This window comes from Nocardioides lentus, from assembly GCF_039529515.1.
In the GTDB taxonomy this organism is placed as follows: domain Bacteria; phylum Actinomycetota; class Actinomycetes; order Propionibacteriales; family Nocardioidaceae; genus Nocardioides; species Nocardioides lentus.
Window position 1 is genome coordinate 191764 of sequence record NZ_BAAAMY010000001.1, and the last position, 13318, is coordinate 205081.

12 protein-coding genes are annotated in these 13318 nt (G+C 72.8%); 6 read left to right on the plus strand and 6 right to left on the minus strand.

Annotation, left to right across the window (positions count from 1 at the left end; genetic code table 11):
• Window positions 1–149 precede the first annotated feature (149 nt).
• On the plus strand, window positions 150–941 hold the full coding sequence (locus ABD158_RS00880) for a hypothetical protein (RefSeq protein ID WP_344002371.1): 792 nt from the start codon (window positions 150–152) through the stop codon (window positions 939–941).
• Window positions 942–993: 52 nt separating this feature from the next.
• Here the strand turns inward: ABD158_RS00880 and ABD158_RS00885 are convergent, their stop codons facing one another.
• From ABD158_RS00885 to ABD158_RS00905, 5 genes are read right to left on the minus strand one after another with little or no spacing between them, the layout of a single operon-like run.
• Window positions 994–2265 carry an enolase C-terminal domain-like protein gene (locus ABD158_RS00885; protein WP_344002374.1) on the minus strand — a complete coding sequence of 424 codons (1272 nt, stop codon included), beginning with the start codon at window positions 2263–2265 and terminating at the stop codon, window positions 994–996.
• A complete protein-coding gene (locus tag ABD158_RS00890; RefSeq protein ID WP_344002376.1) occupies window positions 2265–2657 on the minus strand; it encodes a universal stress protein in 393 nt (130 codons plus the stop codon). Before ABD158_RS00890 ends, ABD158_RS00885 begins: the two co-directional genes overlap by 1 nt.
• A complete protein-coding gene (locus ABD158_RS00895; protein WP_344002379.1) occupies window positions 2654–4183 on the minus strand; it encodes a tripartite tricarboxylate transporter permease in 1530 nt (509 codons plus the stop codon). Before ABD158_RS00895 ends, ABD158_RS00890 begins: the two co-directional genes overlap by 4 nt.
• A gap of 37 nt (window positions 4184–4220) precedes the next feature.
• The gene (locus ABD158_RS00900; protein WP_344002382.1) at window positions 4221–4802 is read right to left on the minus strand and encodes a tripartite tricarboxylate transporter TctB family protein; all 582 of its coding nucleotides are present in this window, start codon (window positions 4800–4802) and stop codon (window positions 4221–4223) included.
• A 56-nt stretch (window positions 4803–4858) separates the two neighbouring features.
• The gene (locus tag ABD158_RS00905) at window positions 4859–5863 is read right to left on the minus strand and encodes a Bug family tripartite tricarboxylate transporter substrate binding protein (protein WP_344002385.1); all 1005 of its coding nucleotides are present in this window, start codon (window positions 5861–5863) and stop codon (window positions 4859–4861) included.
• Between the two features lie 138 nt (window positions 5864–6001).
• On the opposite strand from ABD158_RS00905, the gene ABD158_RS00910 reads away from it, so the two are divergent.
• From ABD158_RS00910 to ABD158_RS00930, 5 genes are all read left to right on the plus strand, one after another.
• The gene (locus ABD158_RS00910; protein ID WP_344002387.1) at window positions 6002–6934 is read left to right on the plus strand and encodes a LysR family transcriptional regulator; all 933 of its coding nucleotides are present in this window, start codon (window positions 6002–6004) and stop codon (window positions 6932–6934) included.
• A gap of 753 nt (window positions 6935–7687) precedes the next feature.
• The gene (gene kdgD / locus ABD158_RS00915) at window positions 7688–8614 is read left to right on the plus strand and encodes a 5-dehydro-4-deoxyglucarate dehydratase (protein ID WP_344002390.1); all 927 of its coding nucleotides are present in this window, start codon (window positions 7688–7690) and stop codon (window positions 8612–8614) included.
• Window positions 8611–10101 (plus strand): aldehyde dehydrogenase (NADP(+)), encoded by a 1491-nt coding sequence (locus ABD158_RS00920; protein WP_344002393.1) that lies wholly within the window; start codon window positions 8611–8613, stop codon window positions 10099–10101. Before kdgD ends, ABD158_RS00920 begins: the two co-directional genes overlap by 4 nt.
• Window positions 10098–11420: an enolase C-terminal domain-like protein gene (locus ABD158_RS00925; protein ID WP_344002395.1), complete on the plus strand. Its 1323-nt coding sequence runs from the start codon at window positions 10098–10100 to the stop codon at window positions 11418–11420. Before ABD158_RS00920 ends, ABD158_RS00925 begins: the two co-directional genes overlap by 4 nt.
• 73 nt (window positions 11421–11493) lie before the next feature.
• Window positions 11494–12390 carry a glycoside hydrolase family 16 protein gene (locus tag ABD158_RS00930; RefSeq protein WP_344002397.1) on the plus strand — a complete coding sequence of 299 codons (897 nt, stop codon included), beginning with the start codon at window positions 11494–11496 and terminating at the stop codon, window positions 12388–12390.
• A gap of 57 nt (window positions 12391–12447) precedes the next feature.
• Here the strand turns inward: ABD158_RS00930 and ABD158_RS00935 are convergent, their stop codons facing one another.
• Window positions 12448–13269 carry a class I SAM-dependent methyltransferase gene (locus tag ABD158_RS00935; RefSeq protein WP_344002400.1) on the minus strand — a complete coding sequence of 274 codons (822 nt, stop codon included), beginning with the start codon at window positions 13267–13269 and terminating at the stop codon, window positions 12448–12450.
• Window positions 13270–13318 lie beyond the last annotated feature (49 nt).

Consider the following 13318-nt stretch of genomic DNA (forward strand, 5'->3'; position numbering starts at 1 on the left):
CTGCTCGATGCAAGCCGAACCAATCATGCCGTTGAAACTAGTATCCACCCTAGACTATCGTCTAGGGAGCGGCCCAAGATCGGGACAGGTAGATGCGAAGTTTTTACTCGCTAGGTGGTCGCGGACGCTTACGGGTCCGCGAGACGTATGTGCGCGACCACTTAGCGTCTTGGCTCTCCTCGCGCGCCAGTGGCGTCGCCAAGGTCGACTTAGTGCTGCGAGGCCTAGCCGTAGTCGAATCCGAAGGGCTACTCGATCCGGACATTAGGTGGGACGAGATCCACGATCTGATTCGCCCGCATAACTATTACGGCGACGACCGCAAGCTCAAGCGCAACTGGCTGGGTCAGAAGTTGGAGCGCCTCGAGGCGGAAAACCTGCTGGCTCGCGCCAAGTCGCCTGGTGGCCGAACGCGGCTGCATGTCCTGCGTGACGATGCCTCGCAACTGCCGCTCGATGACCCCGGCGCTGCCGGGGATGGGTACGTCTCTGTCTTAGGGGACATCTTCCACTTCGAGCGCATCGCCCCATGGGGCTCCCCGGAACTCTCTGCCTATTTCGCCTGCATGATCGCGGAACGTTACTCAAGAACTGCTGCGGCAACAGCGGTTTTCAACGAGGGTCGGCCTTGGGGTGGCGGCATCTGGTTTCGTGAACTGAAGTGGTTCGCCGACCCCGCCGGACTGCGACCTTCGAGCCATGTTCGCGTTCCCTTCGCTGAGCGGACGCTACGTCGGGGATTGGTCAGCCTGCGTAGCGAGAATCTGGTCGCGACTGTCCGTATTTATCGAGACCCCCGAACGGGTGAGAGGTTCAAGCAGCCGCAGGGTCGGCTGCTCTACCGCAACGGGTTCTCGGACCTACGGTCGAACCGAGGGGTGCGCGCCCGCGACCTCGCGATGTGGGCGAAGGGGAAAGGGCTTATTGGCGGGGGGCCCTAGGTACATGTTGCCTGAACGCGACTGCGTTCAGTCGGGGCGGAATGAGCCGCCGTCACCACCGCGCGGTGTTGACCTCGAACCCCGGCTCAACACTCCGCATGTACGCCGTGTCCGCGCGCTCGCGGAACCCACAGACCTGCCACTGCTCATGCAGCACCCCGAGCGTGTCGCGGTCGAGCTCGACGCCGAGGCCCGGCGTACGCGGCACGGCGACGGAGCCGCCGGCGAACGACAGGGCGCCGGGGACGACGAGGTCCTGGGTCTTCCAGGGGTAGTGGGTGTCGCAGGCGTAGGTGAGGTTCTCGCACGACGCGGCGAGCTGCACCATCGCGGCGAGGCTGACGCCGAGGTGGGAGTTGGAGTGCATCGACAGCCCCATCCCCCACACCTGGCAGATCCCCGCCAGCAGCGCAGAGCGCTTCAGCCCGCCCCACAGGTGGTGGTCGCTCAGCACGACCTGCACCGCGTCGACCGCGACCGCCGGGGGCAGGTGGTCGAGGGCGATGACGCACATGTTCGTCGCCAACGGCAGTGACGAGGACCGGGCGACCTCGGCCATCCCGGGGATGCCGGGGGTGGGGTCCTCGAGGTACTCCAGCGTGCCCGCCAGCCGCTCCGCGACCCTGATGGACGTCGGCGGCGTCCACGCGCCGTTCGGGTCCAGGCGCAGCGGCATGCCGGGGAAGGCGGCGGCGAGCGCCTCGATGGCCTCGCACTCCGCCTCGGGCTCGAAGACGCCGCCCTTCAGCTTCAGCGAGCTGAAGCCCCAGTCGTCGACCATCTTCTGGGCCTGGGCGACGATCCCGTCGGGGTCGAGGGCGGCACCCCACGCGTCGTCCTCGGCGCCGGGGTGGCCGGCCCACTTGTAGAACAGGTAGCCGGAGAACGGCACCTCGTCGCGGGCGCGTCCGCCGAGCAGGTCGGCGACAGGAACGCCGGCGCGGCGTCCCTGGATGTCGAGCAGCGCCACCTCGAAGGGGGAGTAGACGACGTCGACGGCGGAGTCGACGTCCAGCATCCCGCCGAACGACGCCCCCGCCGTGCCGCCGGTCTCCTTCGCGAGGACGGTGGTGACGAGGCGCCGCAGGCCGACCAGGTCGTACACGTCGTGACCGCCGAGCGCGTCGGCCACCGCGCGCAGGCGGGCGAGCTGGGCGTCGTCGCCGTACGTCTCCCCCAGGCCGAGCAGGCCGTCGTCGGTGTGGACCTCGACGATCGCGCGCAGCGCCCACGGCTGGTGGACGCCGACGACGTTGAGCAGCGGCGGGTCCGCGAAGGCGACGGGGGTGACGACGACGCGCGAGACGCGGGAGGGCTCGCCCATCAGCGCGGCTTCACCGCCAGCACGGGGATGGGCAGGTCCAACAGCAGCCGCTGGGCGTTGCTGCCCATGACGAGCTTGCCCACCGGGCTGCGCCGACGCAGGCCGATCACGGCGAGGCTCGCCGTGTGCTTCTCGGCGAGGGTGACGAAGGTGTCGACGAGGTCCGAGCCGTGCTCGGCCTGGTCGACGCTCGCGGTGACCCCGGCCCCGGCGGCGCGGGCCACTAGCCCGTCGGCGACGGAGGAGTCGACGAGCGAGCCGTCGACGGGCGCGCCGCGTCGAGGACTGTTGAGGATCACGACTCCCTCGCCGCGCAGCGCGGCCTCGGCCAGGCCCGCGTCGAGCGCGGCCTCGCCCTCGGGGGTAGGCAGGTAGCCGATCAGGATGGTCACAGCGTGGCGTCCTCTCGCTTCGAGTTCTCGCGGGCCAGGGCGGCGGTACGACGGTCCAGCACGAGCTTGACCAGCGGCAGCACCGCGACGATCACGAAGACCACCAGCAGCGTCGCCGAGATCGGCCGGGTGAAGAACCCGGTGGGGTCGCCGTCGAAGATCAGCATGGACCGGCGGAAGTTGTTCTCCACCAGCGCCCCGAGCACGAACGCCAGCACCAGCGGGCCGGGCTCGAAGCCCGCCTTCTTCATCAGGTAGCCCACGACGCCGAAGAACAGCATCACGAAGATGTCGAAGACCGAGTTGTTGATCGTGTAGACGCCGAGCACCGTGATCAGCGCCGTGAGCGGCGCGAGGATCGCCGGGCGCACCCGCAGCAGCCGCACGAAGACCCCGACCAGCGGGATGCTCAGCAGCAGCAGGAACAGGTTGCCGAGGTACATCGAGTTGATGACGCCCCAGAACAGGTCGGGGCGCTCCTCCACCAGCTGCGGGCCGACCGAGACGCCGGCGATCAGCAGGGCGGCGTAGAGCATCGCGATGGAGGCGTTGGCCGGGATGCCGAGGGTCAGCAGCGGGATGAACGAGCTCGTCGCGGCGGCGTTGTTGGCGGTCTCCGGGGCGGCGACGCCCTCGACGGCGCCCCGGCCGAAGCGCGAGGGGTCCTTCGCGCGGCGCTTCTCCACGGCGTACGCCACCAGGGAGGCGAGCACCGCGCCGCCGCCGGGCAGCACGCCGAGCACGAACCCGATCACCGAGCCGCGGCCGATCGCCCCGGAGGACTGCCTGAGGTCGGCGCGGCTGGGCCACACGTTGCCGACGGTCGCCGGCGGCTGGGCCTTGCCGGCGCGCTGCTCGAGGTTGTGCAGGATCTCCGCGACGCCGAAGAGACCCATCGCGACGACGACGAAGTCGAGGCCGTCGGAGAGCTGCAGGCTGTCGAAGGTGAAGCGCTCGGTGCCGGTGAAGGAGTCCCGGCCCATCGTGGCCAGCAGCAGGCCGATGGCCGCGGTGATGAGGGCCTTGAGCGCGTTGCCGTTGCCGACGGTGGCCACGAGCAGGACGCCGAGCAGCGCGAGGGCGGCGTACTCCGGCGGGCCGAAGCCCAGCGCCCAGCCGGCGATCAGCGGCGCGACCAGCGACATCGCGATGATCGACACGGTGGCGCCCGAGAACGAGCCGATCGCGGCGATGCCGAGCGCCGTGCCGGCCCGGCCCTGCTTGGCCATCGCGAACCCGTCGAAGACGGTCACGACGCTCGAGGCCTCACCCGGCAGCCGCAGCAGCACCGAGGTGATCGTGCCGCCGTACTGGGCGCCGTAGTAGATGCCCGCGAGCATGATGACCGTCGTGACGGGGTCGTCGATCGCGTAGGTGACCGGCAGCAGGATCGCGATGGTCGCCGCCGGGCCGAGCCCGGGCAGCACGCCGATGAACATGCCGATGAGCACGCCGATCAGGCAGAAGAGCAGGTTCGAGGGTTGGAGGACCACCCCGAACCCCTCGACGAAGGCGTTGACGTCCATCTCGGATCTCCCTGGTCGGGTGCGCTCGGTCGGCGGATCAGAAGGCGAAGAGGTGGGGCAGCGGCACGCGCAGCCCGTAGAGGAACAGCGCGTAGAACGCGGCGACGGTCAGCACGGACACCACGACCGTGCTGCGCCACGTCTCGCCGCCGAGGAACCGCAGCCACACCACGCACAGCAGCAGGGCCGGGATCTCGAAGCCGATCACCGGCAGCAGGAAGGCGAAGACCACGAAGCTGGCGGCGCCGGCCAGCGGCAGCAGGCTCGCGCGGCGGAACCGCTCGGTGTCCTCGAGCGTGCGCCCGACGAGGAGCAGCAGCACCGAGAGGGAGGTGACCAGCACGCTGACGATGAGCGGCCAGAGCCCCGCGCCGGGCTCGCGGAGCGTCCCGAGCCCGTAGCCGAGCGAGAGCACGATGCCGCCGACGCCCACGACGATCCCGACCGCGGCCCCGACGACCTGGTACGCCGTGCCGCCCGGGTCCTTCTCCTCCTCGAGGTCCCGGGCGATCTCCGCCTGGATCTCCTCGAGGAGGTCGGGGCCCACGCCGTCCGCCGCGGACTGCGCCTCGGCGGCCTCGGGAGTGCCGGGGGTGCGGCCGGGTGCCGGGTCGCTCATCGCTGGTCCTTCCTCTCGTACGGCGGTCATCGTGGGCCCCTCTCGGGACGGTGTCGTCAGGACGCGTCGCCGAGGGAGATGCCGTACTCCTCGATGAGGTCGGCGTAGCGCTGCCGGTCCTCGTCGAGCTGCGCGACGACCTCGTCGCCGCTGATCTCCATCGGGGTCAGGCTGTTCTGCTCGTTGAAGGCCTGGTACTCCTCCGTGGCGAAGGTGGCCTCCATGCCCTCGGCGAGGGTGTCCTGGACCTCCTGCGGGGTGCCGCTGGGGACGGTCATGAAGCGGTACTGCGCGACCTCCACCTCGAGGCCCTCCTCCGTGGCGGTGGGCACGTCGGGGAGGAACTCGACCCGCTCGGGGCCGAAGACCATCAGCGGGGTGAGGTTGCCCGACTCGATGTTCTCGATCGCCTCGCCGATCTGCAGCGCCGCCGCGTCGACCTGGCCGCCGAGGACGGCGGTCAGCGCCGGGGCGCCGCCGTCGAAGGGGACGTCGGTGGCGTCGACGCCGAGGTCCCCGAACAGCAGGGCCTGGGAGAGCTGGGAGCCGGTGCCGACGCCGGTCGTGCCGTAGCGCAGCCCGTCGGCGCCCTCGAGGTCCTCCAGGGTCTGGTAGTCGCTGTCGGCGTTGGTGACCAGCACGTAGTCGTCGCGGGAGACGCCGCCGACGACCTCGAAGTCGTCGATGCTGGTGACGTCGTCCTCGGGGACGGCGAGCGGGGTGATGGCGAACAGCGAGGCGTTCTGGACGGCGATCGTCGAGCCGTCGGCCTCGGCGTTCTCGAGCTCGCCGGCGGCCAGCGCGCCGTTGGCGCCGGGACGGTTGACGACGGGGAACGACGCGTCGAGCTCGCGACCGAGGCCGTCGGAGACCGCGCGGCTGATCAGGTCGCTCGAGCCGCCGGGGTCGGCGCCGACGAGCATCTCGACGGAGCCGGAGGGGTACTCGTCACCGTCGCTGCCGCCCCCCGCGGTGTTCTGCACGCCGCCGCAGGCGCTGAGCGCGAGGCCACCCGCGGCGAGGACCGCCGCCAGGCGGATCGGGGATCCGAGCTTCGTCATGGTGTCTCCTGGTGTGTCCGTGGGGGCCAGCCCGTGGTCGGCTCCGTGTCGGGGGCTGTGGTGGCCGTCACTGGACGGTACGAGCGGTCGTCGATGCGTGTCTAAGCCCGATCCGCTATTGCTTGATACTGTCACGGCATGACGGTCACGCTGGACCAGGTCCGCTGCTTCGTCGCCGTCGCCGAGGAGCTGCACTTCGGTCGCGCCGCCGAGCGGCTGCGGATGACCCAGCCGCCGCTGTCACGGCAGATCCAGAAGCTGGAGAGCCAGGTCGGCGCCCAGCTGCTCGAGCGCGACAACCGGCGGGTGTCGCTGACGGCCGCCGGCGCCGCGTTCCTCGAGGACTCCTACCGCCTCGTCAACACCCTCGACCAGGCCGTCGCCCACGCGCGACGCGTCGAGGGGGGCTCGGCGGGCACCCTGCACCTCGGCTTCACCGCCGTCTCCGCGATCGGGATCCTCGGGCCGCTGCTCGGGCTGCTCGGACAGGACCTGCCGGACATCGAGGTGATCCTCCACGAGCGCGTCACCGGCGGGCAGGTCGACGGCATCCGCCGCGGCGAGATCGACCTGGGCCTGGCGCGGCCGCCGTTCGACACCTCGGCGCTGTCGTCGCGCGTCGTCGTGCGCGAGCCGCTGCGGGTCGCCGTCCACGAGGGACACCCGCTCGCCTCGGCCACCGGCCCGTTGGGCCCGGAGGACTTCGACGGCCTGCCGGTCATCAGCTACCACCCCACGCAGGCGCGCTACTTCCACGAGCTGACGGTGCGCTTCCTGGTCAATGGTCACTCACGGATCACCCAGAACGTGCAGCAGATCCTCACCGCCGTGCTGCTGGTGGCGGCCGGCGAGGGCGTCGCCTTCGTGCCCGCCACCGCGGCGGCGCTCGGCGTGCAGGGCGTGCGGTTCATGCCCCTGGCCCCCATGACCGACGGCCATCCCGACTCCGACCCCGCCCGCCCGGTCGAGCTCCACGCCATCTGGGCCCGCGGCACCATGAACCCGATGCTCCGCAACGTCCTCCACCTGGTGCAGCGCTCCGCGCAGCGCGTGGACGACTCGTACGCCTGACCTGTCGTCTCACCGGGTCTCGTGGCTCCTCGCCAGGGCTCGGAGCACCTCGACCACCGGGTGATCGGAGGTCGAGGCGTGAGGGCCCCCAGGCCCGAGCCACGAGACCCGGCGACCGGTCGGCGCACGTCTCGCCCGGTCTCGTGGCTCGCTTCGCTCGCACCTCGACCACCGGGTGATCGGAGGTCGAGGTGCGAGGGCCGCCAGGCCCGAGCCACGAGACCCCGCGAGCAGCCGGCGTACACCTCACCGGGTCTCGTGGCTCCTCGCCAGGGCTCGGAGCACCTCGACCACCGGGTGATCGGAGGTCGAGGTGCGAGGGCCGCCAGGCCCGAGCCACGAGACCCGGCGGGCGTCGGAGGTCGAGGCGCGAGGGCCGCCAGGCCCGAGCCACGAGACCCGGCGACCGGTCGGCGTACGTCTCGCCCGGTCTCGTGGCTCGCTTCGCTCGCACCTCGACCTCCGGGTGATCGGTGGTCGAGGCGTGAGGGCCGCCAGGCCCGAGCCACGAGACCCGGCGACCGGTCGGCGCACGTCTCGCCCGGTCTCGTGGCTCGCTTCGCTCGCACCTCGACCACCGGCCGATCGGAGGTCGAGGCGTGAGGGCCGCCAGGCCCGAGCCACGAGACCCCGTGAGGTTTCATGCTCTGCGGGACCTACTGGATACAGAATGAGTGTTGGACGGGTATCGACATCGTGCCTAGCGTCACCGGGGTGCGACGAGGGTCGTCGTACCGCCCGAGAGGAAACCCCGTGGCTCACCTCACTCCCGCCGAGCTCCCCGCCGCCCTGGGCAGCGGGCTGCTGTCCTTCCCCGTCACCCACTTCACGGCCGAGCGCGAGCTCGACCTGGCGGCGTACCGCGAGCACCTCGCGTGGCTGAGCGGCTACCCGGTGGCGGGCCTGTTCGCCGCGGGCGGCACGGGTGAGGGCTTCTCGCTGACCCTCGAGGAGACCGACCGGGTCGTGCGGGCGGCGGTCGAGGCCGTGGACGGCAGCACGCCGGTCCTGGCCCCCGCCACCGGGTCGACCGCCAACGCGGTCGCCCAGGCACGCGCGGCCGAGGAGGCGGGCGCCGACGGGATCCTGCTGATGCCGCCGTACCTGACCGAGGCCAGCCAGGACGGGCTCGTCGACCACGTCAGCGCCGTGTGCGAGGCCTCCTCGCTGGGCGTCGTGTTCTACAGCCGCGCCAACGCCGTGCTGCGCGCCGACGCCGTCGAGAAGGCCTGCGAGCGCAACCCCACCCTGATCGGCTTCAAGGACGGCGTCGGCTCCATCGAGGAGATGACCCGCACCTACGCCCGCATGGGCGACCGGCTCGTCTACGTCGGCGGTCTGCCCACCGCCGAGGTCTTCGCGCTGCCGCTGCTCCAGCTCGGGGTCACCACCTACTCCTCGGCGATCTTCAACTTCGTGCCCGAGTTCGCGCTGTCCTTCTACGACGCCGTGCGCGCGCAGGACCAGGCGGCCGTCTACGGGATGCTCAACGACTTCGTGATCCCCTACACCCAGCTGCGGGACCGCGAGCGCGGGTACGCCGTGTCCATCGTCAAGGCGGGCCTGCAGGTCATCGGCCGCCCGGCCGGGCCGGTGCGCCCGCCGCTGACGGACCTGACCGAGCTCGAGCTGACCACCCTGACCGACCTCGTGAAGCGCATCGGAGGCGTTCCCGCGTGACCCACACCGACCTCGTCCAGACCGCGACCGCCGCCGCCCGGGACGCGTCCGACGCGCTCCGGGCCACCACCCCCGCGGAGCGCGCGGCGCTGCTCGAGGCGATCGCGACCGAGATCGAGGCCGACAGGGCCGCGATCATCGCCGCGGCCGTCGCCGAGAGCCACCTGCCCGAGGGCCGCATCACCGGCGAGGTCGGTCGTACGACGGGCCAGCTGCGACTGTTCGCCGGCGTCGTCCGCGCCGGTGACCACCTCGGCGTCCGGATCGACCCGGCCCTGCCCGAGCGCTCCCCGCTCCCCCGGCCCGACCTGCGCCAGCGGATGGTGCCGCTCGGCCCGGTCGCGGTGTTCGGGGCCAGCAACTTCCCGCTCGCCTTCTCCACCGCCGGCGGCGACACCGCCTCGGCGCTGGCCGCCGGCTGCCCCGTCGTGGTCAAGGGCCACCCGGCCCACCCCGAGACCGCGGCCCTCGTCGCGACCGCCGTGGCGCGCGCCGTCGCCGCGAGCGGGCTGCCCGCCGGGGTCTTCACGCTGCTCGACTCCCGCGAGACCGGCACCGGCTACGAGGTCGGCGAGGCGCTGGTCGCCGACCCGGCCATCACGGCCGTCGGCTTCACCGGCTCCCGCGCCGGCGGGCTCGCGCTCGCCGCGGTCGCCGCCCGCCGTCCCGCGCCGATCCCCGTCTACGCCGAGATGTCGTCGGTCAACCCGGTCGTCGTGCTCCCCGGCGCCCTGACCGGCGGCGGCGAGGCCGTCGAGGCCCTCGCCACGGCGTACGTCGGCTCGCTGACGCTCGGCGCCGGCCAGTTCTGCACCAACCCCGGCCTGCTGTTCCTGCCCACCGGCGAGGCCGGTGACGCCTTCCTCGCCGCGGCCGCCCGCGCGGTCGGCGACGCCACCGGCGCACGCATGCTCACCCCCGGCATCGCGCAGGCCTACGGCCGCGGCGTCGAGACCGTCGGCGCCCTCGACGGTGTCGACGTGGTCGCCACCGGGTCCGCCGCCGGCGACGAGGCCCCCGCTCCCGCTCTCGTCACCGCGGGCGCCGACGCCCCCGACACGGCGTTCGAGGAGGTCTTCGGGGCGTTCGGCGTCGTCGTCCGCTACGACTCCGCCGACGACCTCGCCCCCCGGATCGAGGCGATGGAGGGCCAGCTCACCGCGACCGTCCACTGCGACGCCGAGGACGAGGGCGACGTGCGCGCCGCCCGCGTGCTGCTGCCGGCGCTGGAGCGCCGGGTCGGCCGGATCCTGTTCAACGGCTGGCCCACCGGGGTCGAGGTCGGTCACGCGATGGTGCACGGCGGGCCGTTCCCCGCGACCACCGACGCCCGGACCACCTCCGTCGGTTCCCGCGCGATCGAGCGGTTCCAGCGACCGGTCTGCTACCAGGACGTGCCGGCGGCGCTGCTGCCCGACGCGCTGCGCGACGACAACCCGTGGGGCCTCGTGCGCCGCGTCGACGGCGAGCTGGAGCTGCCGCGGTGACCGCGACGATCGCGCGCGTCGAGGTGGTGCCCGTCGCCGGGCACGACTCGATGCTGCTCAACCTGTCGGGTGCGCACGGCCCGTTCTTCACCCGCAACATCGCGGTCGTCACCGACTCCGAGGGCCGCACCGGCCTCGGCGAGGTGCCCGGCGGCGAGGCCATCCGCCGCACCATCGAGGAGGCCGGGGAGCTGCTCGTCGGTCACCCCGTGCCGCGCTACCGCTCCCTGCTGCGCGAGGTGGCCGCCCGGTACGCCGACCGCGACGCGGGCGGTCGCGGGGCGCAGACCTTCGACCTGCGCACCACCGTGCACGCCGTCACGGCGCTCGAGTCCGGGCTGCTGGACCTCGCCGGCCAGGAGGCCGGCGTCCCCGTCGCCGAGCTCCTCGGCGACGGCCAGCAGCGGGCGAGCGTGCCGATGCTCGGCTACCTCTTCTACGTCGGCGACCCCGACGCGACCGACCTGCCCTACCTCCGCGGCGACGACGGGTCCGACGCGTGGGGTCGGCGGCGCCGCGAGGCCGCGTCGTCCCCCGAGGACGTCGTCGCGCTGGCCGAGGCGGCCGCGGAGCGCTACGGCTTCAGCGACTTCAAGCTCAAGGGCGGCGTCCACCCGGGCGAGCACGAGGTCGCGGCGGTGACCGCACTGGCCCGCCGCTTCCCCGACGCGCGCATCACCCTCGACCCCAACGGCGGCTGGCTGCTCGCCGACGCCGTCCGCCTCTGCTCGGGCCTCGACGACGTGCTCGCGTACGCCGAGGACCCCTGCGGCGCCGAGGACGGCTACTCCGGTCGTGAGGTGATGGCCGAGTTCCGCCGCGCCACGGGCCTGCGCACCGCCACCAACATGATCGCCACCGACTGGCGCCAGATGGCCCACGCCGTGCGCGAGCACTCGGTCGACATCCCGCTGGCCGACCCCCACTTCTGGACGATGGCCGGCTCGGTGCGCGTCGCCCAGCTGTGCCACGACTTCGGGCTGACCTGGGGCTCGCACTCCAACAACCACTTCGACGTCTCGCTCGCGATGTTCACCCAGGTCGGTGCCGCCGCCCCGGGCGAGATCACCGCGCTCGACACCCACTGGATCTGGCAGGACGGTCAGGGGCTCACCCGCGATCCGCTCCAGATCCGCGACGGCCGGGTCGCCGTGCCGGCGCGACCGGGCCTCGGGGTCGAGCTCGACCCCGACCGTCTCGCCGCGGCCCACGAGCTCTACCTGTCCCACGGCCTCGGCGCGCGGGACGACGCGGTGGCGATGCAGTACCTCGTGCCGGGCTGGGCCTTCGACCCCAAGCGTCCGGCCCTGGTGCGCTGAGGTCCGCCCCGCGGCGTCGTCGCCCCGTCGGACGACGCCGCGGAGGGCCGTCACGCCGTCTACCCTGGGCGCCATGAGCCTGCGCCTGGCACGCACGGCGGTCCTGGCGCTGCTCCTGGCCGCCACCACCGCTGCCTCCCTGAGCCCCACGCCCGCCGTCGCGGAGGGTCCGACCGACCGCGGCGAGACGCCGTTCTGGGCCGAGGAGTTCGACGGCGCCGCCGGCGCCCGCGTCGACCCGGGCGTGTGGACGACGAAGGTCGGCAACCGCGAGACGCAGGGCTGGTGGAACAACGAGCGGCAGTACTACACCGACTACCGCGGCAACTCGGCCCTGAACGGCGCCGGCTCCCTCGACATCACCGCGCGCCGGGCCGTCCGCGACTCGCGGCACCCCTGCTGGCCGTCCGGCTCCTGCGACTACACCTCCGCCCGCCTCACCACCGAGGGCCGGGTCGCGCTGGGGTGGGGCCGGATCGACGTCCGCGCCAAGCTGCCCACCGGTCGCGGCCTGCTGCCGGCGATCTGGATGCTCGGCGAGACCGAGGAGATCTGGCCCGCGCAGGGCGAGATCGACATCGCCGAGGTGGTGGGCCACGAGCCGCGCACGGCGTACGGCACCGCCCACGGGCCGGGCTACTCCGGCCCCGACGGGATCGGTCACGCCGTCGACCTCGGCGCGCCGGCCAGCAGCGACTACCACGTGTACTCCGTGGTCAAGGAGCCCTACAGGATCCACTGGCTGGTCGACGGGCGGCCCGTCTACACGCTGACCCCCGAGATGCTGCCCGCCGGCAGCCTCTGGGTGTACGAGCGGGGCATGCACCTGCTGCTCAACGTCGCCGTCGGCGGTGACTGGCCCGGCGACCCCGACCGCCGCACCCGCTTCCCGGCCACCATGAGCGTGGACTACGTCCGGATGTACGGCACCGGCTGGATCGACGGTCAGATGGTCCACTCGCCGTCCTGATCGCGGCCCCGCGGCGACCCGCCGGCGCGCGCCCAGCCAGTCACGGGTCGCCGCGGATCACGCCGCCCGGCGCAGGCAGTGGACGTCCACGGGGTGGGGCACGTGCAGGACGCCCGACGTGGGGCACGCGACGGACACCGCCTCGAGGTAGGCGCGGACCAGGGGCCGCAGCTCGGGCGTGAGCCTGGCCTGCACCGCGAAGTCGAGGACCTCGTCGCCGGCGCCGTCCAGGGACAGGCGACCCTCGAGGGTGACCGTCTCCTCGGGCGTCGCGCCGGCCGCGGCGACGCCGGCCGCGATGTCGTCGCTGAACCACTGCCGGTGCTCGTCCACCGGTGGGGCAAGGACGTCGACCAGCAGGTTCAGAGCCCCGCGGGGGGCGCTGAGCACCAGCAGCTCCCCGCGCGGGAGCAGCAGGTCGTGGGCCGCCCGCAGCGTCGCGGCGACGTCGGGCACGTAGTACATCGAGTGGACGAAGGTGACGACGTCGAAGGCCCCGCCCACGGGAGCCTCGGCGAAGGTCGCGGTGTGCACCTCCGCGGTCAGGTTGTCACGTCCCAGCGCGGCCATCGCGGCGGCGAAGGCGGCCGTGCTCGGCTCGTACGGGTCGACGCCGACGTAGCGCACCGGCCGCGCCGGTGACACGTCCGCCAGCGCCGCGGCCTGCGGCGCGTCGAGGGACCCGTCGCCGCACCCCACCGAGAGCAGCGAGACCGGCCCGGCGCCACGGCCGGCGAGCCGGGCGGAGAGATGGCGGCCGATCAGCGCCCGCTGGTCCGAGAGCGCCTCGAACGCCGCGTGACCGCGGGCGTAGGTGTCCGGTGCGAGCGGCGGCAGGGCCGGCTGACCGCGACGCGCCGAGCGGAGCTCGTCCAACATCTCGTCCGGACGACGCCGACGCGGCCGGGGCGTCGGCCCGGGTGAGGTC

Bases quoted from the DNA above. Each gene is read 5' to 3' on its own strand.
- ABD158_RS00910 (WP_344002387.1), top strand. From the start codon at position 6,002: ATGACGGTCACGCTGGACCAGGTCCGCTGCTTCGTCGCCGTCGCCGAG.
- ABD158_RS00935 (WP_344002400.1), bottom strand. From the start codon at position 13,269: ATGTTGGACGAGCTCCGCTCGGCGCGTCGCGGTCAGCCGGCCCTGCCG.
- ABD158_RS00895 (WP_344002379.1), bottom strand. From the start codon at position 4,183: ATGGACGTCAACGCCTTCGTCGAGGGGTTCGGGGTGGTCCTCCAACCC.
- ABD158_RS00930 (WP_344002397.1), top strand. From the start codon at position 11,494: ATGAGCCTGCGCCTGGCACGCACGGCGGTCCTGGCGCTGCTCCTGGCC.
- ABD158_RS00905 (WP_344002385.1), bottom strand. From the start codon at position 5,863: ATGACGAAGCTCGGATCCCCGATCCGCCTGGCGGCGGTCCTCGCCGCG.
- ABD158_RS00885 (WP_344002374.1), bottom strand. From the start codon at position 2,265: ATGGGCGAGCCCTCCCGCGTCTCGCGCGTCGTCGTCACCCCCGTCGCC.
- ABD158_RS00900 (WP_344002382.1), bottom strand. From the start codon at position 4,802: ATGAGCGACCCGGCACCCGGCCGCACCCCCGGCACTCCCGAGGCCGCC.